Origin of the sequence: Pseudomonas pisciculturae, assembly GCF_015461805.1 — a bacterium.
Taxonomy (GTDB): Bacteria; Pseudomonadota; Gammaproteobacteria; order Pseudomonadales; family Pseudomonadaceae; genus Aquipseudomonas; species Aquipseudomonas pisciculturae.
On record NZ_JACVZE010000002.1, the window covers coordinates 22,979 to 46,256 of the forward strand.

Consider the following 23,278-nt stretch of genomic DNA (forward strand, 5'->3'; position numbering starts at 1 on the left):
GAAGCTGCAAGCGGCAAGAATGGGATTGAGGGTGTTTCAAAGGTGTCGTTATTAGGTATGTGGTTAGAGCAACTTGTGTTCCATGGCGTACTTCACCAGCTCCGCCAACGAGGTGATATTGAGCTTTTGCATCAACCGCGCCTTGTGGGTGCTGATGGTCTTGCTGCTCAGGGCCAGTTGCTGGGCGATGTCGTTGACGTTGGCGCCCTGGGCCAGGCGCTCGAATACCGAGAACTCGCGCTCCGAGAGTAGAGAATGCAAGGGCCGAGAGTCGGTGAGGCCGACTTCGAAGACCATGCGGTCGGCCAGGTCCGGGTCGATGTAACGCCCGCCCGCCGCGACTTTGCGAATGGCCGTGAGCAACAGCGCCGGGTCACTGTCTTTGGTGGCGTAGCCGGCTGCGCCGACCTTCAAGGCACGGGCGGCCATTTGCGCTTCATCGTGCATCGACAGCACCAGGATCGCCGGCGGGTTGCTCAGCGCACGAATCCGCGCGATGGCTTCCAGACCGTTGACGCCGGGCATCGAGATATCCAGCAACACCACCTCACACGGCACATGGCGCAAGGTCTCCAGCAATTGTTCACCATTGCTCGCCTCGCCCACCACCAGCAGGTCTTTGGCCAGGCCGATCAATTGCTTGATGCCTTCACGAACAATAGTGTGATCTTCGGCTACCAGTACGCGTATCACAGGGGCTTCCTCTTATCGTTATGCATCCAACGGCACCGTGACACTCAGGGTAGTGCCCTCCCCCAACTCGCTGTGCAGGCTCAACTGCCCACCCATGATCAGCACCCGCTCGCGCATGCCCACCAGGCCAAACGACACGGCGCGGCCTTGGGCCTGGACGAAACCGACACCATCATCGCTGATCGTCAGCCTTAAATCGGTGCCTTCCACCGCCAGGGTCAGCTCGACTGTATGCGCCTGGGCATGGCGCATCACGTTGGTCAGCGCCTCCTGCAAGATGCGAAACAAGCCGATGGCCTTGGCATCGCTCAAGGTCGGCAGATTATCTGGAACTTGGACCAGACAGGGGATTTGTGTACGCGCTTCAAAACGCCGTGCCTGCCATTCAATGGCCGACGCAATGCCCGCATCGAGAATCGGCGGGCGTAATGCAGTGGCCACATCGCGTACCAGTTGGAACAGTTGGGCGATCAGGCGCTTCATGCTGTTCAAGCGCTCGTGCAGGCCGGGGTCCAACTGCGCGTAGGCCAGTTCGCACATGGAGGTTTCCAGCTTGAGCACGGTGAGCATCTGCCCGAGTTCGTCGTGCACTTCGCGGGCGATGCGGGCTTTTTCTTCTTCGCGCACGGTTTCCAGGTGGGCGGACAGCTCGCGCAACTGCGCTTCACTTTGCAGCAACGCGGCCAACGTGCGGCGCAGTTCGGTGACATCGTTGAGGTAGACCACCAGGTATTCGGCGTCGGCAAACCGCAGAAAGCTCAAGGAAACGTTGACGGGCAATGTGCTGCCGTCGGCGCGCCGACAATCGGTGGCAAAGTTCTGCGGGCCGTCTTCGCTGGCGCGGGCGCGCTTCCACAGGTTGAGCCAGCGGTCCATGTGCAGCGTCGGGTCGAGGTCGGCCAGCGGGCGCTCGATCAACGCGTCAGGGCCATAGCCGAGCATGGTTTCGGCGGCGCGGTTGGCGTAGCGCACATGGCTGTCCCAATTGACCCACAGGATGCCGACGGTGCTTTGGTCGATAGAAAATTGCGTCAATCGCAGCGCTTCGGCACCGGCGGCGCGGGCCGCGCTTTCTTCGCGGGCGGCAAGCAGGCCGTGCTCAAGCGCCCGTTGCTGACGGCGCTGCCAGAACACCACTGCCAGGCTGGCGAGCAGCAGTAGCGCTAACAACAGGCTGATGTTCTGCCACAAGCCTGGGGACTCGGTCAGCCGAGGGTACTTGGGTTGCAGCCAACGGCTGTGCAGTTGGTCCAGGTCACGGGCGGGGATGGCACGCAGGGCGCTTTCCATGATGCCGGACAGCTCGGGCCAATCGCGGCGGGTGGCTACCCGCAGCAACTGCGGCAGGCCGATATCCCCGACCACCGCCAACCCGGCGAACTCCGCCTCGCCAGACAACCGGCTCAACTGCGCCTCATCCACCACCGCATAACGCGCCTGCTGGCTCACCAGCAATTGCAGGGCCTGGCGCTCGATGGGCACGCCTTGCAGGTTGAGGCTCGGGTAGGTGCTGCGCAGGTAGTCGGCCACGGCGCTGGGCATGCGTACGGCAACGCGCGATTGCTCGTCGAGCTTTTCCAGCTCCACCGCGCCGCCGCCGTCACGAATACCGACGATGTGCTGGGGCACGCGCATATAAGGGTCGGTAAATAACCACAGGCGCAAGCCGGACGGGGTTTGTTGCAGGCCGGGGGCCATGTCTATCTCGCCGTCGCGCAGGGCAGCTTCCAGCTGGTCCTGGTTGGGAAAGTTGCGCCAGGTCAGCTCGATATTCAGCGCCCTGGCCAGCCACTGCATCAGCTCTACATTGGCCCCGGACAACCGCTGCAAGCGTCGGTCGTATTGGGCGAAAGGCGCCTGCAATACCACGCCCACCCGCAGCTCCGGGTGCTGAGCCAACCATTCGCGTTGCTGTGCAGTGAGCTGCGCCTGCGGCACGGCGGGCACAGTCGCGGCATTCGCCATCAAGGCAAAGCATAAACAGCCGATAAACAGCAGACAGCGAAAACCCATGATCCACGTCTCACATCACTGACAAACACTGACCAACCCATTAGGCTGCTGGAATCTCTTCTGGCCGGGAATTAACGATGCCCTTTATTCACCGCTCGGCACTGCCAGCATTGTGCCTGTCGCTGCTGTTTACCAGCGCCTTTTGTGTAAACGCCGCAGACGCACCGCCGCCGGTCGCCGAAAAACCGGTAGAACGCCAGCCTTTGCCAGAGCGCAGCCAGGAAGAAGCCAGCTTTCTTACACGCACAATCCCCCAGCAGGAACAGCAACAACTGCAGGCCGGCAGCGATTCATTCCTCGCCCTGTGGAAACCCGCTAATAGCGCCGAGCCTGAAGGCGTGGTGATTATCGTACCGGGCAGCGGTGAAAATGCTGACTGGCCTCAAGCCATCGGCCCATTGCGCCACAAATTGCCGGACGCCAACTGGGGCACCCTCAGCCTGTCATTGCCGGATGTGAGCGTAGACACCCTGCCACCCCGCGTGATGGAAGCGCCCAAGGCCACCGTCGACACCAGCAGCAAGGAAGCCAGCACCGCCGACAAGCCTATCGAGCAAGCCGCCAGCGCCGAAGCCGAGGGCACTGACCCGTCGGTAGTGCCGGGCGCAGATGAACAGGATAAGACTGATGCGTCGCGCATCTTCGACCGCATCGACGCCGCAGTGGCCTTCGCCCAAACCCAGAGTGCCCGCAGCGTCGTGCTGGTCGGCCATGGCACCGGTGCTTGGTGGGCCGCACGGTATTTGACCGAGAAGCAGCCGTCCCAAGTTCAAAAACTGGTCATGGTTGCCGCGCAGACGCCGAACGGACGTCATCCAGATGTGCAGCAATTGGTGCCGGGGCTGAAGCTGCCGACCGCCGATGTGTTCTATCAAGACAATGCCCAGGCCCGCAAAAATGCCCAGGCACGGGCACAGGCGGCCAAGCGGTTGAAGAATGAGGGGTATAAGCAAGTGTCGCTCAAGACCGTGCCTGGCAACAGTGCGGCGGAGCAGGAGCAGTTGTATCGAAGGGTGCGTGGGTGGTTGAGCCCGCAGGCGGCTACAGACTGATAAACACCGCAGGGTAAATGTGGGAGGGGGCTTGCCCCCGATAGCTATCTGTCAGTTGATACATGTGTTGACTGACACACCGCCATCGGGGGCAAGCCCCCTCCCACATTGAATTGGGTTTGCACATCCAATCTGTCAGCGAAAATCCCGACGCTCACGAATCAACGCATACGCACTGTGCAACTCACGCGTACGCTCGGTCGCCTCTCGCACTTGCGCCGGGCTGGCCCCACTGCCGGCCACCTTGTCCGGGTGATGACGGCTGAGCAGGCGCCGATAAGCCCGCTTGATCGCCGAAGGTTCGGAGGTGGCCGTCACGCCCAGCAGGCGCAACGCGTCCTGATAACTGCCACCCCGACTGACCAACGGCTTGCGCTCCGGCGTGAAATCCGCGGCCAGCGCCTTGAGCTGTTGTGGCGTCCAGCCCAGCCACTTGCCCCACAGGTCGATCAAATCGCGCTCGGCGTCATCCGCCTTGCCGTCCGCCCACACCATGCGCCAGCACGCACGCAACACGCCTTCGGCCGCATGGGGCTGAGCCTTAAGCACGCGTAAGTAACTGCGTACGCGGTCTGAGCCGGACTTGCCGCGATTAAACGCGGCGATGGCACGGCGCTGGGCGGACTCGCTCATGTCCAGCGAGCGCATCTCCTGTCGCGCCTGCTGAATGTGACCATCCACTACTCGACCGTTGCTCTTGGCCAGGCGCCCCAGCAGCACAAATAACAACTCGTCATTGCGCAACGCCGAGCGCCCGCCCAGGCGCTCACGCAGTTGCGCCCAGGTGTACAGTTGCAAGCGGCGATCCAGTGCCTGACCCAGCAGCGCGCCCAACAAAGCCCCCGGAATACTGGCAATGGCATAGCCAGCCCCGGCGCCGATCAGCGTCCCTGGCCACAACATGTTACTGCCCCGCTGTCAGCAGGGTTTCAACTTGCGCCAGGCGCTCCAGCGTGCCGACATCGATCCAACGTCCCGCCATGTGCTCCCCCGTCACCAAACCTTTGGCCATCGCCGTGCGCAGCAGCGGCGCGAGCTTGAAGGCACCGGCGCTGCAACCCGCGAACAGCTTGGGGTCGAGCACTGAAATGCCACTGAAGGTCAGGTTATCGGCACCGGCCGCTGCATCATGAAGCAAACCCTGATCCAGATAGAAATCACCGCCCGAGGGGTGATGCGCCGGGTTGTCGACCATCACCAAATGGGCCAGACCTTGTAGGGGTTGCAGGGGTTGTTTAAGCCGGGTGAAGTCGTAGTCGGTCCAGATATCGCCATTGACCACCAAAAACGGCTCATCCCCCAGCAGTGGCAACGCCTGGAAAATCCCGCCGCCGGTTTCCAGCGGCTCACCTTCCGGCGAGTAACGGATGCGCAGGCCGAACTGCGCGCCGTCCCCCAGGTAGCTTTCGATCTGCTGACCGAGCCAAGCGTGGTTGATCACGATGTCAGTGAAGCCAGCCTTGGCCAGCGCCTCCAGGTGATACTCGATCAAGCGCTTGCCGCCGGCCTGCACCAACGGTTTTGGCGTGTGCAAAGTGAGCGGACGCATCCGCTCGCCTTTGCCGGCGGCCAGGATCATGGCCTTCATACGGGTGCCTCGCCAGGTTGGCGCAGGCTGCTGAGCAGTTCAGCCAGGTCGCTCAGCTCAGGGCGATCCGCCAGCACCGCTTCTATATAAGCAAAGAAGCGCGGCACGTCGGCCAGGTAGCGCGGCTTGCCGTCGCGATGGCAGATGCGCGCAAAGATGCCGATGACCTTGAGGTGACGTTGCACGCCCATCAGGTCGCTGGCTTGCAGGAAGTCATCGAAATCGGCCTGCACCGGGATGCCGGCTTGACCCGCACGCTCCCAGTAGCCGCGCTGCCAGTCGCGAACGCGGGCCTGAGGCCAACTGAGGAAGGCGTCCTTGAACAGGCAGGTGATGTCGTAGGTCACCGGGCCGTAGACCGCATCCTGGAAGTCCAGCACGCCGGGGTTCGGTTCACTGATCATCAAGTTGCGCGGCATGTAGTCGCGGTGCACCAGTACCTTGGGTTGCGCCAGGGCACTGTCGATCAGCAGATCGCTGGCACGCTGCCAGAGGGCTTGCTGGCGAGCATCGAACTCGACACCCAGGTGCCGACGTACGTACCACTCGGGAAACAGTTCCAGTTCGCGGCGCAGCAGGGCAACGTCATAACTGGGCAGCGGCGCGTCCATCGGCAACTGCTGGAAAGCCAGCAACGCATCGATGGCATCGGCAAACAATTGATCGGCGTTTTGCTCGTCAATCACGTCCAGATAAGTCTTTCTGCCCAGGTCATTGAGCAAAAGAAAGCCGCGCGGCAAATCTTCTGCGTAAATTTTTGGAACATTTATGCCTGACTTCGCCAGCAAATGAGCGATATCGACGAAGGGTTTGCAGTTTTCCTGGGGGGGCGGGGCGTCCATTACCACGAAAGTTCGGTCGCTACTTTCCCAACGGAAATAGCGCCTGAAACTCGCGTCGCTACTGGCCGCAGTCAACGTGGCCGGGGGTACAGCGCCCCAGCCTTGAGCGTTGAAAAGGATCGGCAACTGCTCATCCAGCCAGACTTTCAGCTGTTGTAAACGTAGATCTTGGTCGGGCATTACAAGGGTCTCCGACGGCCCTAGCCGTCAAGCGGGTCATGCTTTATTATCACGCATCTTTTTCAGACCATCGAGAGTCGTGCGGCCCACACCGCGGGCAGATGGCACGCAGGAAGCCCGGACTAATAAGATGGCATTGAAATCCCCCGCGTTTCGTAGAAAATTTCCGTTGCTGGTAACCGGCAGTCTGCTGGCCATGCAACCTTTCGCCACCTCATTCGTGGTCGCCGCGGAACAGTATGACTGCTCAGTCTCTGCTTCGGGTGCTTGGGATTGCGCGCCGAAAACCGCCGCTGCCCCGTTGCCACCGCGCCCGGTGCATGACGGCGCAGCCGTCAGCTCAGCCAACGACACGGCGCAAGCCGCTGTCAGCGGCGGCAAAGCCGAGGCCGTGCCGCAGACCGAGCTGGTCACCGACTCCAAGGGCCGTGGCCTGCGTTCGCGCAGCGCTGACTACAGCCACCTGGACTGGGTACCCCGCGATAAGCTGACCGCCGCCCAACTGGCCGAAACCGGCCCGTATTGCGGTGGTGCGTACATCGAGCCGATTCGTCCTGGCATGAACGACAAGACGAACAAGAGCGATGCGCCTACCTTCATCGGTGCCAAGGCCTCTCGTTACGAGCAGGAACAGCAAGTTGCAACCCTGGCCGGTGACGTCGTCATGCGCCAGGGCAGCATGCAGCTGGAGTCCGAGGAAGCCAGCCTGTACCAGGCTGAAAACCGTGGCGAGCTGAACGGCAAGGTGCGCCTGCGCGACAACGGTGCCCTGATCGTCGGCGACCACGCCGAAGTTCAGCTGGACACTGGCGCGGCGCAGATCGACAACGCCGAATACGTGCTGCACAAGTCGCGCATCCGCGGTAACGCGCTGTACGCCAAGCGTGCCGAAAACGCGATCATCCGTCTCAAGGACGGTACGTACACCACCTGCGAGCCAGACAGCAACGCCTGGCAGCTCAGGGGCAACAACATCACGTTGAACCCGGCCACCGGTTTCGGTACGGCCACCAACGCGACGTTGCGGATCAAGAACATTCCGATCCTGTACACCCCCTACATCTACTTCCCGATCGACGACCGTCGCCAATCCGGCTTCCTGCCGCCGAGCTTCAGCTCCGGCAGCGAGACCGGCTTTACCCTGGTTACGCCGTACTACTTCAACCTGGCGCCCAACTACGACGCCACGTTGTACCCGCAATACATGACCAAGCGCGGCATGATGATGGAAGGCGAGTTCCGCTACCTCACCAAGTCCAGCGAAGGCCAGTTCGGCGGCGCGTACCTGAACGACGACAACGACGAGCGCAAGCGTCAGACCGATTACGAAAAAACCCGCTACATGCTCAACTGGCAGCATAAGGGCGGTGTAGATTCGCGTGTAATGACCGAGGTCGACTACACAACGATCAGCGACCCGTACTACTTCCAGGACCTCAAGTCCTATCAAGAAGGCGTCGAGAGCCGCGACTACGTGAACCAGCAAGGTGCCGTGACCTATCGTGGCGATACCTTCCAGGCACGTTTGAACGTACAAGCCTATCAACTGGCGACGATCTCCCAGATCACACCTTATGACCGGTTGCCGCAGATCACCTTCAATGGTCAGCTGCCATTCCATCCTGGTGGCCTGAACTTCAGCTACGAAACCGAAGCTGTTCGGTTCGAACGCAGCCTGGAGAACGGTAACTTCATCAACGAAGACGGTGCCTCTGAGCGTCGCCTGGACACCTACGTTACCGGCCTGACCCGTGCAAACGGTACCCGCCTGAACGTAGCGCCAGCCGTTGAATACCCGATGAACTGGAGCTACGGCTTTGTGACGCCGAAGCTCAAGTACGTTTACACCAAGTACGATTTGGACTTGGACAGCCAGGGTAAGAACGACATCGTCGCAGCCCAAGCGGCAGCGGCTCAAGCCGGCACCCAATATGCGGGCGGCACGTTCAAAAGCTCCCAGGACCGCGCAATCCCGGTTGCCAGCGTCGACAGCGGCCTGTACTTCGACCGCAACACCAACTGGTTCGGTACTGACTATCGCCAGACCTTGGAGCCACGTGCGTTCTACCTGTACGTGCCCAACAAGGACCAGGCTGATATCCCGGTCTTCGACACCAGCGAGTACTCGTTCAGCTACGCGTCGCTGTTCCGCGACAACCGCTTCAGCGGCACCGACCGTATCGGCGACGAAAACAAGCTGTCCCTGGGCTTGACCAGCCGCTGGATCGAAGACAACGGCTTCGAACGTCAGCGCGTCTCCGTGGGCCAGGCGCTGTACTTCAAGGACCGCGAAGTGCAACTGCCAGGTATCCTCGCCGCCGACCGTGCCGACGCGAACACTGACGTTTCGCCAGTGGCACTGGACTACGAGTTCCGCTTCAACCGCGACTGGCGCGCCACCGCCGACTACAACTGGGACACCGAAGAGCACGCTCCTCGTTCCGGTAGCGCGATGCTTCACTACCAGCCGGAAGACAACCCGAACAAGATCATCAACGTTGGCTACCGCTATCGTAATGACCAAGTCGTTTACAACCAGACGACGGGTAAATGGCAGTTCGGTGGCGACTACGGTCAGCCAGGCGACCCGAACTACGTGAAGGATTACTACAAAATCCAGCAACACGACTTCTCGATGATGTGGCCGATCATTCCACAGTGGAACCTGATCACCCGCTGGCAGTACGACTACGCCCGCAACCGTACCCTGGAAGCCTTCGGTGGTTTCGAGTACGACAACTGCTGCTGGAAACTGCGCGTCATCAACCGTTACTGGGTTTCCAACGACGAATACAGCCAGATCGCCCCGCTTAACGAAAAGGGTGACCACGGGCTCTTCCTGCAGATCGTCCTCAAAGGACTCGGCGGCCTGACCGGCGCCAAGGTAGAGAGCTTCCTCGACAAAGGCATTGAAGGTTATCGTGAACGTGAAGACCAAGCTTTCTGATTGTCTGCGCCCGCTAGTGCTGGGCGCGTTGTTCCTGGGCACCGCATCGGCGCACGCTGCGGTTCAAGAACTGGATAAGGTAGTGGCCATCGTCGATAACGACGTGATCATGCAGAGCCAACTGGACAACCGCGTCAAGGAAGTTCAGCAAACCATCGCCAAGCGTGGCGGTGGCGTGCCGCCTACCAGCGTCCTGGACCAACAGGTTCTTGAGCGTCTGATCGTCGAGAACCTGCAACTGCAGATTGGTGATCGTTCCGGCATCCGTATTTCGGACGAAGAACTGAACCAGGCGGTAGGCACCATTGCCCAGCGTAACAACATGAGCATTGACCAGTTCCGTGCAGCCCTGGCCCACGACGGTTTGTCCTATGAGGACGCCCGTGACCAGATCCGTCGCGAAATGATCATCAGCCGTGTGCGTCAGCGCCGTGTGGCCGAGCGGGTTCAGGTTTCCGAGCAGGAAGTGAAGAACTTCTTGGCCTCGGACCTAGGCAAGATGCAGCTCTCCGAAGAATTGCACCTGGCCAATATCCTGATCCCGACACCGGACAGCGCCAACTCTGAGCAACTCAATGCCGCCGCCGCCCGAACCCAGGCTGTCTATGACCGTCTGAAAGCAGGTGCTGACTTTGCCCAGACGGCCATTGCCGTGTCCGGCAGCGACAACGCCCTCGAAGGCGGTGACATGGGCTGGCGTAAAGCGGCTCAGTTGCCACCTCCGTTCGACCGTGAGCTGAGCGCCATGGAAGTTGGCGGTATCACCCAGCCGGCCCGCACTCCAGGTGGTTTCATCATCCTGAAGTTGCTGGAGCGTCGCGGTGGCGAGACCTCGCTGAAAGACGAAGTCCATGTTCGTCATATCCTGGTCAAACCAAGCGAAATTCGCACCGAAGCCCAAACCAAGGAACTGGCCCAGAAGATCTATGACCGCATTGAAAGCGGTGAAGACTTCGCCACCCTGGCCAAGAGCTTCTCGGAAGACCCGGGTTCTGCCCTTAACGGCGGCGACCTGAACTGGATCGACCCGAAGGCACTGGTGCCTGAGTTCCAGGACGTCATGGCCAAGACCCCGCAAGGCGTTCTGTCCAAGCCGTTCAAGACCCAATACGGCTGGCACGTGCTGGAAGTCCTTGGCCGTCGCGCCACCGACAACACCAGCCAGGCCCGCGAGCAACAAGCCCTGAACGTACTGCGTAACCGCAAATACGACGAAGAGCTGCAAACCTGGTTGCGTCAGATCCGTGACGAAGCCTACGTAGAGAACAAGCTGCCAGGCGCCGAGCAAACAGGCACCGACCAGGCAACTCAGTGAAACCCCAGCGTTTCGCGGTAACACCCGGCGAGCCGGCCGGCATTGGTCCAGACCTGTGCCTGCTGCTCGCCTCGCACGCCCAGCCACACCCCCTGATCGCCATTACCAGCCGCGACCTGCTCCTTGAGCGGGCCGCGCAACTGGGCGTGGCTGTCAGTTTGCTGGATGTGTCGCCAGGCAACTGGCCCGACCTGCCCGCCCCCGCCGGCAGCCTGTATGTGTGGGACACCCCACTGCAAGCCAAGGTGGTTGCCGGGCAACTGGATAAGGCCAACGCCGCATTCGTCCTGCAAACCCTGACCCGAGCCGGGCAAGGCTGCATCGACGGCGACTTCGCCGGCATGATCACCGCCCCGGTGCACAAGGGCGTGATCAACGAATCTGGCATCGCCTTTTCCGGGCATACCGAGTTTCTTGCCGAGCTGACTCATACCGAACAAGTCGTGATGATGCTGGCTACACGCGGCCTGCGCGTCGCCTTGGTGACCACGCACCTGCCGCTGCGTGAGATTGCCGACGCCATTACCGTCGAGCGGCTGGAACGCGTCACGCGCATCCTGCATGCCGACCTGCAACAAAAATTCGGCATCGCCCAACCGCGCATCCTGGTCTGTGGGCTCAACCCACACGCCGGTGAAGGCGGCCACCTGGGCCATGAAGAAATCGACATCATCGAACCAACCCTGGAGCGTCTGCGCCAAGAAGGCATGGACCTGCGTGGCCCGCTGCCTGCAGACACTCTGTTTACCCCCAAATATCTGGAGCACTGCGACGCAGTGCTGGCGATGTACCACGACCAGGGGCTGCCGGTGCTTAAATACAAAGGCTTCGGCGCCGCCGTCAACGTGACACTGGGCCTGCCGATCATCCGCACCTCCGTCGACCATGGCACTGCCCTGGACCTCGCGGGCAGCGGCAAGATCGATACCGGCAGCCTGCACGTGGCCCTGGAAACCGCCTATCAGATGGCCGAGACCCGCATATGACCGAGCATTACCAACACCGGGCGCGTAAGCGTTTCGGGCAAAACTTCCTGCACGACGCTGGCGTGATCGACCGCATCCTGCGCTCCATCCATGCCAAGCCCGAAGACCGCCTGCTGGAAATCGGCCCAGGCCAGGGCGCACTGACCCAAGGCCTGCTGGCCAGCGGTGGCCAACTGGATGTGGTGGAACTGGACAAAGACCTGATCCCGATCCTCAACCAGCAGTTCGCCGACAAGCCCAACTTCAACCTGCATCAGGGCGATGCGCTGAAGTTCGACTTCAATAGCCTCAACGCGGCGCCTAACAGCCTGCGTGTGGTGGGTAACCTGCCGTACAACATCTCTACGCCGCTGATTTTTCACCTGCTGAACAACGCCGGGATCATCCGCGACATGCACTTCATGCTGCAAAAGGAAGTGGTTGAGCGCCTGGCCGCTGGCCCTGGCGGTGGTGACTGGGGCCGTCTGTCGATCATGGTTCAGTACCACTGCCGCGTGGAACATCTGTTCAACGTCGGCCCTGGCGCATTCAACCCGCCGCCGAAGGTCGACTCTGCCATCGTGCGCCTGGTGCCTCACGCCGTACTGCCGCACCCGGCCAAGGATCACAAGTTGCTGGAGCGCGTCGTACGCGAAGCCTTCAACCAGCGCCGCAAGACCTTGCGCAACACCCTCAAGGCCCTGCTGAGCAACGCTGAAATCGAGGCTGCCGGCGTCGACGGTAGCTTGCGCCCCGAGCAATTGGACCTGGCCGCATTCGTGCGCCTGGCCGACCAATTGGCTATCCAGCCCGCGCCAGCCGCCGACTGACACCCCTGAGCATGGCCAGACACATGTCTGGCCTAGTGCCCACCTCTTGGCCTAGACTGACTCGCATCTGCTGTCCTCCGCTTTTAAGGCCTCTTGCATGTCTGATCCTCGCTACCAGATCGACGTCAGCGTCGTCACCCGCTTCCTGGCGGACCAATCCCAACCTGAACAGAACCGCTTCGCCTTTGCCTACACCATCACGGTGAAGAACAACGGGCTGGTGCCGGCCAAGTTGCTGTCACGCCACTGGGTGATCACTGACGGTGACGGCCAGGTCGAAGAAGTACGCGGCGCCGGCGTGGTTGGCCAACAGCCGCTGATCGACAGCGGCGCGAGCCACACCTACAGCAGCGGCACGGTGATGACCTCCAAGGTCGGCACCATGCAGGGCTCGTATCAGATGAAAGCCACCGACGGCCAACTGTTCGACGCCATCATCGCGCCCTTTCGCCTTGCCGTGCCCGGAGCCCTGCACTGATGGCGACGTATGCGGTCGGTGATCTGCAAGGCTGCCTGGAGCCCCTGAAGTGCCTGCTTGAACGCGTAGCCTTTGACCCGGTACGCGACCGCCTGTGGTTGGTCGGTGACCTGGTCAACCGTGGCCCCGAATCCCTGGCGACGCTGCGCTACTTATATAGCCTGCGTGACTCCCTGGTGTGTGTACTGGGCAACCACGACCTGCACCTGCTGGCCGCTGGCAATAACATCGAGCGTCTGAAAAAGGGCGATACCCTGCGGGAAATCCTCGAAGCGCCAGACTGTGCCGAGCTGCTCGACTGGCTGCGCCGACAAAAGCTCCTGCATTACGATGAGGGTCGCAACATGGCCCTGGTGCATGCCGGCATCCCGCCCCAGTGGACGCTGAAGAAAGCCCTCAAGTGCGCCGCCGAAGTCGAAAGCGTGCTGGCCGATGACAACCTGTACACCACTTACCTCGACGGCATGTACGGCAACGAACCTGTGAAGTGGGACAACGACCTCACTGGCGTCGCACGCCTGCGCGTGATCACCAACTACTTCACGCGCATGCGCTTCTGTACTGCCGAAGGCAAGCTGGACCTCAAAAGCAAAGAAGGCGCCGATACCGCCCTGCCCGGCTACAAGCCGTGGTTCGCCCACAAAGACCGCAAGACCCGCGAAACGCAGATCGTCTTCGGTCACTGGGCGGCCCTTGAAGGCCAGTGCAATGAGCCTGGCGTGCACGCCCTCGACACCGGTTGCGTGTGGGGCGGCGCCATGACCCTGATGAACATCGACACTGGCGAGCGCCATAGCTGCCAGTGTGAATCCCCCCTTTCCGTTACCCTGCCGGCCGCCAAGCCCTAGGAGCCCCCATGAGCGAATTCAAACGTATCTCTCCCGAACAAGCCCAGGCCTTGCGCGAGCAAGGCGCGGTAGTCGTCGATATCCGCGACCAGCCTACTTACACCGCTGCCCACATCACCGGTGCACAGCACCTGGACAACGTTAACATCGCCGATTTCATCCGCGCCGCCGACCTCGATGCACCCGTGATCGTGGCGTGCTACCACGGCAATTCCAGCCAGAGCGCAGCGGCTTACCTGATCAGCCAGGGCTTCTCCGACGTCTATAGCCTGGACGGTGGCTTTGAACTGTGGCGTACGACTTATCCTGCGGAAATTTCGTCAGGCGATTCGCAATAATTTTTTTCAAACCCCGCTACCCCGCGTGACGCTTGGGCTCGCGCCGTTTCTGACGAACGGCGCAGCCAAACTAATTACGCATCGCGCCTTGACCTCCCGGATTCCGAACTATCCTTAAGCGCAGGCCATCCGAATCAGGGGAGAGCCGGTACACCGGCGTGCGGGTCATCGGTAGCGTTTGAGGGTGTTCTGGGGGGAAAACAGCCATTGGCGTACGCCAATGACTGCCAGCATCGACTGATTGATCCGGCGTCGGCTCCACGTATCGAGCGAGGTGACGACGTCATGAGTATCTTTAGCCACTTCCAACAACGCTTTGAGTCCACACAGCAGGAAGAACTCACGCTGCAAGAGTATCTCGAGCTGTGCAAAAAGGACCGCAGCACCTACGCGTCTGCCGCCGAACGCCTGCTGCTGGCGATCGGCGAGCCGGAACTGGTAGACACCTCCAACAATTCGCGCCTGTCGCGAATATTTTCCAACAAGGTGATCCGCCGCTATCCGGCCTTTGAAGACTTCCACGGAATGGAAGAATGCATCGACCAGATCGTCTCCTACTTCCGCCATGCCGCCCAAGGCCTGGAAGAGAAGAAACAAATCCTTTACCTGCTCGGCCCCGTCGGTGGCGGTAAGTCATCCCTGGCCGAAAAGCTCAAACAACTGATCGAGAAAGTGCCCTTCTACGCCATCAAGGGCTCACCGGTCTTCGAGTCGCCTTTGGGCCTGTTCAACGCCACCGAAGATGGCGCGATTCTCGAAGAAGATTTCGGCATTCCAAGGCGCTACCTCAACACCATCATGTCGCCGTGGGCCACCAAGCGCCTGGCCGAGTTCGGTGGTGATATCAGCCAGTTCCGGGTGGTCAAACTCTACCCGTCGATCCTCAATCAAATCGGCGTGGCCAAGACCGAGCCCGGCGACGAAAACAACCAGGACATTTCGGCGCTGGTGGGTAAGGTCGATATCCGCAAGCTGGAAGAATTCCCACAGAACGACGCCGACGCCTACAGCTACTCGGGCGCACTGTGCCGGGCCAACCAGGGCCTGATGGAGTTCGTGGAAATGTTCAAGGCACCGATCAAGGTGCTGCACCCACTGCTCACCGCCACCCAGGAAGGCAACTACAACAGTACCGAAGGCCTGGGGGCGATTCCGTTCACGGGTATTTTGCTGGCCCACTCCAACGAATCGGAGTGGCACACCTTCCGCAATAACAAGAACAACGAAGCCTTCATCGACCGGATCTACATCGTCAAGGTGCCGTACTGCCTGCGGGTCAGCGATGAGATCAAAATTTACGACAAACTGCTGTTCAACAGCTCCCTGGCCAAGGCCCATTGCGCACCCGACACCCTGAAGATGCTCGCCCAGTTCACCGTGCTGTCGCGCCTCAAAGAACCGGAGAACTCGAACATCTACTCGAAGATGCGCGTGTACGACGGCGAAAACCTCAAAGACACCGACCCCAAGGCCAAGTCGATCCAGGAATACCGCGACAGCGCGGGTGTGGACGAAGGCATGAACGGCCTGTCGACACGTTTCGCGTTCAAGATCCTGTCCAAGGTCTTCAACTTCGACCCCCACGAGATCGCCGCCAACCCGGTGCACTTGCTGTATGTGCTGGAGCAGCAAATCGAGCAGGAGCAATTCCAGGCCGAAACCCGCGAGCGCTACCTGCGCTTCCTCAAGGAATACCTGGCACCGCGCTACATCGAGTTTATCGGCAAGGAAATCCAGACTGCGTACCTGGAGTCCTACAGCGAATACGGCCAGAACATCTTCGACCGCTACGTGCTGTACGCCGACTTCTGGATTCAGGATCAGGAATACCGCGATCCGGAGACCGGCGAGATCCTCAACCGCGTGGCCCTCAACGAAGAACTGGAGAAAATCGAGAAACCGGCCGGCATCAGCAATCCGAAGGATTTCCGCAACGAAATCGTCAACTTCGTACTGCGCGCCCGCGCCAACAACAACGGCAAAAACCCAACCTGGCTCAGCTACGAGAAGCTGCGGGTGGTCATCGAGAAGAAAATGTTCTCCAACACCGAGGACCTGCTGCCGGTCATCAGCTTCAATGCCAAGGCCAGCAAGGAGGATCAGCAAAAACACAACGACTTCGTCACACGAATGGTCGAGCGTGGTTACACCGACAAACAGGTACGACTGCTCTCCGAGTGGTACCTGCGGGTTCGCAAATCGCAGTAAGGCAGCGACGAGCGTGCAGTGCCAGGCCTTTGGCCTGGCTACTGACCGCCTGTCTTTAAGCTTCCAGCTCGCAGTTTGAAGCTTGTAACGTGAAGCTGCCCGGAGGGCTCCCCTATGAGCTATGTGATCGACCGACGCCTCAATGGCAAGAACAAGAGCACGGTAAACCGCCAGCGTTTCCTGCGGCGCTACCGTGACCACATCAAAAAAGCCGTCGAAGAGGCCGTGAGCCGCCGCTCCATTACCGATATGGAACATGGCGAGCAAATCAGCATTCCCGGCCGGGACATCGACGAACCGGTGCTGCACCACGGCCGGGGCGGTAAACAGACCGTCGTGCACCCCGGCAACAAGGAGTTCACCACCGGAGAACATATCCAGCGCCCCCAAGGCGGTGGCGGCGGTAAAGGCCCGGGCAAGGCCGGCAACTCCGGCGAGGGCATGGACGAGTTCGTCTTCCAGATCACCCAGGAAGAATTCCTCGAATTCATGTTCGAAGACCTGGAGCTGCCCAACCTGGTCAAGCGTAACCTCACCGGCACCGACACCTTCAAGACCGTGCGCGCCGGCATCAGCAACGAGGGCAACCCGTCCCGCATCAATATCATTCGCACCCTGCGCTCGGCCCATGCGCGGCGTATCGCGCTGTCAGGCAGCAGTCGCGCAAAATTGAAAGAGGCCAAGGAGGAGTTGGCGCGCTTGAAGCGTGAAGAACCCGACAACTTCGGCGATATCCAGGAAATCGAGGCGGAAATCGAGAAACTCAGTGCACGTATTCACCGCGTGCCATTCCTTGACACCTTCGACCTGAAATACAACTTGCTGGTCAAACAACCCAACCCCAGCTCCAAGGCCGTGATGTTTTGCCTGATGGACGTGTCTGGCTCCATGACCCAAGCCACCAAGGACATCGCCAAGCGCTTCTTCATCCTGCTGTACCTGTTTTTGAAGCGCAACTACGACAAGATCGACGTGGTGTTCATCCGCCATCACACCAGCGCCCGAGAAGTGGACGAAGAGGAGTTTTTCTATTCACGGGAAACCGGCGGCACCATTGTCTCCAGCGCCTTGAAACTGATGCAGGAGATCATGGCCGAACGCTACCCAGCCAACGAGTGGAACATCTACGCGGCCCAGGCCTCGGACGGTGACAACTGGAACGACGACTCGCCCATCTGCCGCGACATCCTGATCAACCAGATCATGCCGTTCGTGCAGTACTACACTTACGTTGAAATCACCCCCCGTGAGCACCAGGCCCTGTGGTTCGAATACGAGCGCATCGGCGAAGCCTTTGCCGACACGTTTGCCCAGCAGCAACTGGTCTCGGCCGGCGATATCTACCCGGTCTTCCGTGAACTCTTCCAGCGCAGGTTAGTGACATGACCGCCAAAAAAGAGCAAAAGCGCCAACCCATTTCCACAGGGTCCGAGTGGACCTTTGAACTGATCCAGGCGTACGACCGGGAAATCAGCCGCATTGCGGCGGGTTATGCCCTGGACACCTACCCCAACCAGATTGAAGTCATCACCGCCGAACAGATGATGGATGCCTACGCCTCCGTGGGCATGCCGCTGGGCTATCACCATTGGTCGTACGGCAAACACTTCCTCAGCACTGAGAAGTCCTACAGCCGCGGCCAGATGGGCTTGGCCTACGAGATCGTGATCAACTCCGACCCGTGCATCGCCTACCTGATGGAAGAAAACACCATCTGCATGCAGGCACTGGTGGTGGCCCACGCCTGTTATGGGCATAACAGCTTCTTCAAGGGCAATTACCTGTTCCGCACCTGGACCGACGCCAGTTCGATCATCGATTACCTGGTGTTCGCCAAGCAGTACATCATGCAATGCGAGGAACGCCACGGCATCGATGCGGTGGAAGACCTGCTCGATTCCTGCCATGCACTGATGAACTACGGCGTGGACCGCTACAAGCGCCCGTATCCTATTTCTGCCGAGGAAGAGCGCCTACGCCAGAAGGAACGTGAAGAGCATCTGCAAAAACAGATCAACGACCTGTGGCGCACCATCCCTAAAAAGACCGGTAAAAACAGCGACAAGGACAATGCGCGCTTCCCCGCCGAACCTCAGGAAAACATCCTGTATTTTCTGGAAAAGCACGCGCCATTGCTGGAGCCCTGGCAGCGGGAAATCGTGCGGATCGTGCGCAAGATCGCCCAGTACTTTTATCCACAGCGCCAAACCCAGGTGATGAACGAAGGCTGGGCTACGTTCTGGCACTACACGCTGATGAACGACCTGTACGACGAGGGTCTGGTGACCGACGGTTTCATGATGGAGTTCCTCACTTCCCACACCAGCGTGGTGTTCCAGCCAGGCTTCGATAGCCCCTACTACAGCGGCATCAACCCGTACGCACTGGGCTTTGCCATGTACCGCGACATTCGGCGCATGTGCGAACATCCAACCGAAGAAGACCGCCGCTGGTTCCCGGAAATCGCCGGCAGTGATTGGCTGTCGACCATCAAGTTCGCGATGAGCAGTTTCAAGGATGAGAGTTTTATCCTGCAGTACCTGTCACCCCAGGTGATTCGCGACCTCAAACTGTTCAGCATCCTCGATGACGACCTCAAGGACGACCTGGTAGTACCGGCGATCCACGATGAGCCGGGCTATCGCACCATCCGCGAAACCCTGGCGGCGCAGTACAACCTGGGCAACCGCGAGCCCAACGTGCAGATCTACAGCATCGATGTACGCGGCGATCGCTCTCTGACCCTGCGCCACCAACAGCACGACCGTAAACCCTTGGGCGAATCCACTGACGAAGTGCTTAAGCATCTTCATCGGCTATGGGGGTTCGATATTCACCTGGAGACCCTGCAGGGCGATCAAGTGATGAAAACTCATCACGTGCCACCACGCAGCGATCACAACGACAACGACTACGGCCGCCTGGACCTGGCCGTCGTTCATCTCTAAAACAGCAAAGCCTCCATTGGCCAGGCACAGGCGGTATCCTGTGCCGCTAATGGAGGCTTTTTCATGAAAATCTACAAAGTCGGCGGCGCGGTACGTGACCGCTTGCTCGGTATCAAGGTCACCGATATCGACCGCGTTGTCGTGGGTGCGGCGGCCGAAGAGATGCTCGCCAAGGGGTTCAAACCGGTGGGCGCAGACTTCCCGGTCTTCCTGGACCCGAAAAACGGCGACGAATACGCCCTCGCCCGCACCGAACGCAAGAGCGGCCGGGGTTACGGCGGCTTTGTATTCCATGCCAGCCCTGAGGTAACGCTGGAAGAAGACCTGATCCGCCGCGACCTGACCATCAATGCCATGGCGGAAGATGACGACGGCAACCTGACCGATCCGTACCACGGCCGGCAAGATCTGGAAGCGCGCATTTTGCGTCACGTTTCCCCTGCGTTCGCCGAAGATCCCCTACGAGTACTACGGGTTGCCCGTTTCGCTGCGCGCTATGCCCCTCTCGGGTTTACCGTTGCGCCGCCAACCCTGGAGCTGATGCGCCAACTCAGCGAATCCGGCGAACTTGAGGCGCTGACGCCCGAACGCAGCTGGAAAGAAATCTCCCGCGCACTGATGGAAAATCAGCCTCAGGTGTTTATCCAGGTGCTGCGCGATTGCGGCGCCCTGAAAACCTTGATGCCGGAAGTCGATGCGCTATTTGGCGTGCCGCAACCCGCAGCCCATCACCCCGAGATCGACACCGGCGTGCATACCCTGAGCGTGCTGGAACAGGCAGCTCTGCATCAACAACCACTGACCGTACGCTGGGCCTGCCTGCTGCATGATCTGGGCAAAGGCCTGACGCCTGTGGATAAGTTGCCGCAGCATATTGCCCATGAACACACCGGCTTGAAGCTGGTAAAAGCGGTCAACGAACGCTTTAAGGTGCCAAAAGACTGCCAGGAATTGGCGCTGTTGGTTTGCCAATATCACACCCACGGCCATCGCGCCCTGGAGCTGAAAGCCTCGACATTGCTGGAGTTGCTGCAAAGTTTCGACGTGTACCGCCGGCCGCAGCGTTTTGAAGAGTTTGTGGTCGCCTGCGAAATGGACGCCCGGGGCCGCAAGGGTTTTGAGCAGCGCAGTTATCCACAGGCAGATTATTTACGCAGGGCGGCGCAGGTCGCACGCGAAGTGGCGGTGGCACCGCTACTGGAGAAAGGCTTCAAAGGCCCGGAGCTGGGGGAAGCGCTCAAGCATGAACGGCTCAAGGCACTGAAAGCCTACAAAGAACAACACACGCTGTAGTGTGGCGAGGGAGCTTGCTCCCTCGCCACAGAATGCTCAGCGCCTACAGAAGCTCATCAGGCGTGAGTTGCTGGCCCTGCCATTCAAACGCGACAGGCGCCAGCACCTGGTCGATCTGCGCATCTCGCCACAGTTCGGCCAAGGTCTTGCCCGCCTCCGGATGCACGCGCTGTGGGGCCATCAACGACAGCGGCCAAAGCACGAAGGCATTCTTGAGGATCTCGGCACGCGGCAGGATCAAACCATCGAAGTTACCCACCAACTCGCCATAGAGCAGCACGTCGATATCCAGCGGCAGGCCCTTGCGGTCCGGCGCGTAGCGACCGTTATCGGCCTCGATGAACTTCAATCGACGATCGAGCTCCATCAACGATAAATCGGTGTAGGCCGATACCACCAGGTTGAAGAACGGCCCGCTCTTGATACCCACCGGTTGGCTTTCAAACACCGCCGAGCAGCGTACATCTGTCAAAAAACTCGCCAACGCATCAAGACCGGCGCACAGATGGCTCTCGCGCTCGATATTGCTGCCAAGGCCAAGGTAAACCTGAGTTAGCGACATCCGCGCTCGATCTCCACGCCCACGCCCTTTGCAGCCGGTACGGCACCGGGCTTGGTCAACTTGAGGTGCAGCCAGGGAATCTGGAATTCGCTCATCAACACTTCGGCCAGACGCTCGGCGAACGTTTCCACCAACTGGTACTGGGATTGCTCGGCAAAGGCCTGGATACGCGCCGACACACTGGCGTAATCCAGTGCCAGGGTCAGGTCGTCACCGGCCGCAGCCGGGCGGTTGTCCCAGGCGAAGCTCAGGTCCAGGCGCAGGCATTGGCGGATTCCGCGCTCCCAGTCGTAGGCCCCGATTACGGTGTCGACTTCCAGGCCTTCGATAAACACTCTGTCCAAGCACTCTTCTCCGCAGCACGACAAGGGCGCGATGCCCCGTTAGAATCAGGGCGTCCTCGCCCGGAATAGTTAGCATGTTTTGGTTACTGGCGACTCTCGCCTACCTGCTCGGCTCGCTGTCCTTCGCCATTTTGCTCAGCCGCCTGACGGGAAACCCCGACCCGCGAATGAGTGGCTCAGGCAATGCCGGCGCCACCAATATGTTGCGCCTGGCTGGCAAGAAACTCGCCGTACTGACGCTGCTGGGCGATGTGTGCAAGGGCCTGCTGCCCGTGCTTATCGCCAGCCTCGCCGGCCTTACCCTGCAACAACAGGCCTGGGTTGGCGTGTGCGCCGTCCTCGGCCATTTGTTCCCCTTGTACTTCCGCTTTCGCGGTGGCAAGGGTGTCGCCACGGCGGCTGGCATGCTGCTGGGCATCTACCCACCGGCTGCGCTGCTGGCCGTGCTCGCCTGGCTGCTGACGTTCTACCTGACCCGCACCAGCTCGCTCGCCGCGTTGATCGCCACCCCACTGACCCTGCCACTGCTGGCTTGGCAGGAGCCAGCGGCGCTGTTGCCGATGAGCGTGTTGACTCTGCTGATCGTCTGGCGCCACCGGGGCAATTTACGCGACCTGTTTGCCGGGCGCGAACGGCATTTTTAAATACCGGCGATGAGCCCGGCTCACGTTGCGGCCCTACAACGGCTCACAACGGCGACAACTGCTCCATCGGCCAGCGTGCCTGCACGCTGATCGCCAAGCTTTCATGTTGCCCGGCCTGCAAGCGCTGGCAACCGGCGTAGGCGATCATCGCGCCATTGTCGGTGCAGAACTCGGGGCGTGCGTAGAACACATCGCCCTTCATGTCACCGAGCATTTTTTCCAACGAAGCACGCAAAGCCTTGTTGGCGCTGACGCCGCCTGCGATCACCAAGCGCTTCATGCCGGCCTGTTTCAAGGCCCGCTTGCACTTGATGGTCAAAGTCTCCACCACGGCCTGCTGGAACGCCAGCGCGATGTCGCAACGGGCTTGCTGGCTGTCGTCCCCGGCGCTGACGCTGTGCTGCCACGTGTTCAACGCGGAGGTTTTCAAGCCGCTGAAGCTGAACATCAGGCCTGGGCGATCACACATCGGGCGCGGGAACGTGTAGCGACCGGCCACGCCCTGTTCGGCGAGACGGGCGATTTCCGGACCGCCGGGGTAATTGAGGCCCATCATCTTCGCAGTCTTGTCGAAAGCTTCGCCGGCGGCGTCGTCCAGAGACTCACCCAACAGGGTGTATTGGCCGATGCCATCCACCTGAACCAGTTGCGTATGACCGCCAGAAACCAACAAAGCGACGAACGGGAACTCTGGTGGGGTCTTTTCCAACATGGGCGCCAGCAAATGGCCTTCCATGTGGTGCACACCGAGGGCCGGGATGCCCCACGCAAATGCCAATGCCTGGGCGCAAGAAGCCCCAACCAGCAGGGCTCCGACCAATCCGGGGCCGGCGGTATAAGCGATCGCGTCGATCTCGGTCGGCACGCAGCCGGCCTCATCCAACACCTGACGAATCAGGGGCAGCATGCGTTTGACGTGATCACGGCTGGCCAGCTCCGGCACAACACCGCCATACGCACGGTGCAGGTCGATCTGACTGAACAGTGCATCGGCCAAAAGCCCGCGTTCACTGTCGTAAAGTGCGACACCGGTTTCGTCGCAGGAGGTTTCAAGTCCCAGTACTAGCATGGGTTTGCGCCTTGTAGAGGCTAGATTCGAAGGCGCGCATAATAGTCGCCGCTCCCCCTCCCGACTAGCGGTTTTCGATCAGAGGCTTTGCATTCCGGTCAATGAGGGGTTAACATCCGCA

The 23,278-nt window shown here is 60.4% G+C and carries 21 protein-coding genes; 13 read left to right on the top strand and 8 right to left on the bottom strand.

All coding sequences use genetic code 11. The features are described from left to right. Nucleotides 1-63: 63 nt before the first annotated feature. Nucleotides 64-693, bottom strand: coding sequence for a response regulator (locus ICY20_RS05765; RefSeq protein ID WP_159961207.1), 630 nt, complete (start codon nt 691-693; stop codon nt 64-66). Between the two features lie 18 nt (nt 694-711). Then, nucleotides 712-2,706: a PAS domain-containing sensor histidine kinase gene (locus ICY20_RS05770; RefSeq protein WP_159961209.1), complete on the bottom strand. Its 1,995-nt coding sequence runs from the start codon at nt 2,704-2,706 to the stop codon at nt 712-714. A 77-nt stretch (nt 2,707-2,783) separates the two neighbouring features. Between ICY20_RS05770 and ICY20_RS05775 the strand changes: the two genes are divergently transcribed. Next, on the top strand, nt 2,784-3,758 hold the full coding sequence (locus ICY20_RS05775; protein ID WP_159961211.1) for an alpha/beta hydrolase family protein: 975 nt from the start codon (nt 2,784-2,786) through the stop codon (nt 3,756-3,758). Between the two features lie 135 nt (nt 3,759-3,893). Here ICY20_RS05775 and ICY20_RS05780 read toward each other — a convergent pair whose 3' ends face one another. The 3 genes from ICY20_RS05780 to ICY20_RS05790 are packed head-to-tail and all read right to left on the bottom strand — an operon-like array spanning nt 3,894 to nt 6,368. Then, nucleotides 3,894-4,661: a TerB family tellurite resistance protein gene (locus tag ICY20_RS05780; RefSeq protein WP_194937112.1), complete on the bottom strand. Its 768-nt coding sequence runs from the start codon at nt 4,659-4,661 to the stop codon at nt 3,894-3,896. A gap of 1 nt (nt 4,662) precedes the next feature. Next, entirely contained in the window at nt 4,663-5,346 is a 684-nt protein-coding gene (gene murU, locus ICY20_RS05785) for an N-acetylmuramate alpha-1-phosphate uridylyltransferase MurU (protein WP_159961215.1), read from the bottom strand. Further along, complete coding sequence (locus ICY20_RS05790; RefSeq protein ID WP_194937113.1) at nt 5,343-6,368, bottom strand: aminoglycoside phosphotransferase family protein; 1,026 nt, start codon at nt 6,366-6,368, stop codon at nt 5,343-5,345. The genes murU and ICY20_RS05790 overlap by 4 nt, the downstream gene beginning before the upstream one ends. Before the next feature lie 130 nt (nt 6,369-6,498). On the opposite strand from ICY20_RS05790, the gene ICY20_RS05795 reads away from it, so the two are divergent. The 11 genes from ICY20_RS05795 to ICY20_RS05845 all read left to right on the top strand — a co-directional run bounded on the left by ICY20_RS05795 (nt 6,499) and on the right by ICY20_RS05845 (nt 20,538). Next, nucleotides 6,499-9,315, top strand: a complete 2,817-nt coding sequence (locus tag ICY20_RS05795; RefSeq protein WP_194937114.1) for an LPS-assembly protein LptD — start codon at nt 6,499-6,501, stop codon at nt 9,313-9,315. Further along, on the top strand, nt 9,290-10,630 hold the full coding sequence (locus ICY20_RS05800) for a peptidylprolyl isomerase (protein WP_159961230.1): 1,341 nt from the start codon (nt 9,290-9,292) through the stop codon (nt 10,628-10,630). Before ICY20_RS05795 ends, ICY20_RS05800 begins: the two co-directional genes overlap by 26 nt. Next, a complete protein-coding gene (gene pdxA / locus ICY20_RS05805; protein WP_194937115.1) occupies nt 10,627-11,616 on the top strand; it encodes a 4-hydroxythreonine-4-phosphate dehydrogenase PdxA in 990 nt (329 codons plus the stop codon). The genes ICY20_RS05800 and pdxA overlap by 4 nt, the downstream gene beginning before the upstream one ends. Beyond that, complete coding sequence (rsmA, locus tag ICY20_RS05810) at nt 11,613-12,425, top strand: 16S rRNA (adenine(1518)-N(6)/adenine(1519)-N(6))-dimethyltransferase RsmA (RefSeq protein ID WP_017739504.1); 813 nt, start codon at nt 11,613-11,615, stop codon at nt 12,423-12,425. Before pdxA ends, rsmA begins: the two co-directional genes overlap by 4 nt. A gap of 97 nt (nt 12,426-12,522) precedes the next feature. Beyond that, a complete protein-coding gene (apaG, locus tag ICY20_RS05815; RefSeq protein WP_010206973.1) occupies nt 12,523-12,903 on the top strand; it encodes a Co2+/Mg2+ efflux protein ApaG in 381 nt (126 codons plus the stop codon). After that, entirely contained in the window at nt 12,903-13,751 is an 849-nt protein-coding gene (locus ICY20_RS05820; RefSeq protein WP_194937116.1) for a symmetrical bis(5'-nucleosyl)-tetraphosphatase, read from the top strand. The genes apaG and ICY20_RS05820 overlap by 1 nt, the downstream gene beginning before the upstream one ends. An 8-nt stretch (nt 13,752-13,759) precedes the next feature. Then, a complete protein-coding gene (gene glpE, locus ICY20_RS05825; RefSeq protein ID WP_159961236.1) occupies nt 13,760-14,089 on the top strand; it encodes a thiosulfate sulfurtransferase GlpE in 330 nt (109 codons plus the stop codon). Between the two features lie 285 nt (nt 14,090-14,374). Continuing rightward, entirely contained in the window at nt 14,375-16,297 is a 1,923-nt protein-coding gene (locus ICY20_RS05830; protein ID WP_105698153.1) for a PrkA family serine protein kinase, read from the top strand. 114 nt (nt 16,298-16,411) lie between these two features. Next, nucleotides 16,412-17,683, top strand: a complete 1,272-nt coding sequence (locus ICY20_RS05835; protein WP_016977872.1) for a YeaH/YhbH family protein — start codon at nt 16,412-16,414, stop codon at nt 17,681-17,683. After that, nucleotides 17,680-19,245, top strand: a complete 1,566-nt coding sequence (locus ICY20_RS05840; protein ID WP_194937117.1) for a SpoVR family protein — start codon at nt 17,680-17,682, stop codon at nt 19,243-19,245. The genes ICY20_RS05835 and ICY20_RS05840 overlap by 4 nt, the downstream gene beginning before the upstream one ends. Before the next feature lie 63 nt (nt 19,246-19,308). After that, the gene (locus ICY20_RS05845) at nt 19,309-20,538 is read left to right on the top strand and encodes a multifunctional CCA addition/repair protein (protein ID WP_194937118.1); all 1,230 of its coding nucleotides are present in this window, start codon (nt 19,309-19,311) and stop codon (nt 20,536-20,538) included. A gap of 43 nt (nt 20,539-20,581) precedes the next feature. On the opposite strand, the gene folK is transcribed toward ICY20_RS05845, so the two are convergent. Together folK and folB are read right to left on the bottom strand one after the other, a co-directional pair. Then, a complete protein-coding gene (gene folK / locus ICY20_RS05850) occupies nt 20,582-21,100 on the bottom strand; it encodes a 2-amino-4-hydroxy-6-hydroxymethyldihydropteridine diphosphokinase (protein ID WP_159961244.1) in 519 nt (172 codons plus the stop codon). Continuing rightward, the gene (folB, locus tag ICY20_RS05855) at nt 21,091-21,444 is read right to left on the bottom strand and encodes a dihydroneopterin aldolase (protein WP_015886183.1); all 354 of its coding nucleotides are present in this window, start codon (nt 21,442-21,444) and stop codon (nt 21,091-21,093) included. Before folB ends, folK begins: the two co-directional genes overlap by 10 nt. Before the next feature lie 74 nt (nt 21,445-21,518). Here folB and plsY point away from each other — a divergent pair, with 74 nt between their 5' ends. Continuing rightward, nucleotides 21,519-22,088 carry a glycerol-3-phosphate 1-O-acyltransferase PlsY gene (gene plsY, locus ICY20_RS05860; RefSeq protein ID WP_122513974.1) on the top strand — a complete coding sequence of 190 codons (570 nt, stop codon included), beginning with the start codon at nt 21,519-21,521 and terminating at the stop codon, nt 22,086-22,088. A gap of 43 nt (nt 22,089-22,131) precedes the next feature. Here plsY and tsaD read toward each other — a convergent pair whose 3' ends face one another. Beyond that, the gene (gene tsaD, locus ICY20_RS05865; protein ID WP_159961246.1) at nt 22,132-23,157 is read right to left on the bottom strand and encodes a tRNA (adenosine(37)-N6)-threonylcarbamoyltransferase complex transferase subunit TsaD; all 1,026 of its coding nucleotides are present in this window, start codon (nt 23,155-23,157) and stop codon (nt 22,132-22,134) included. Nucleotides 23,158-23,278: the final 121 nt, after the last annotated feature.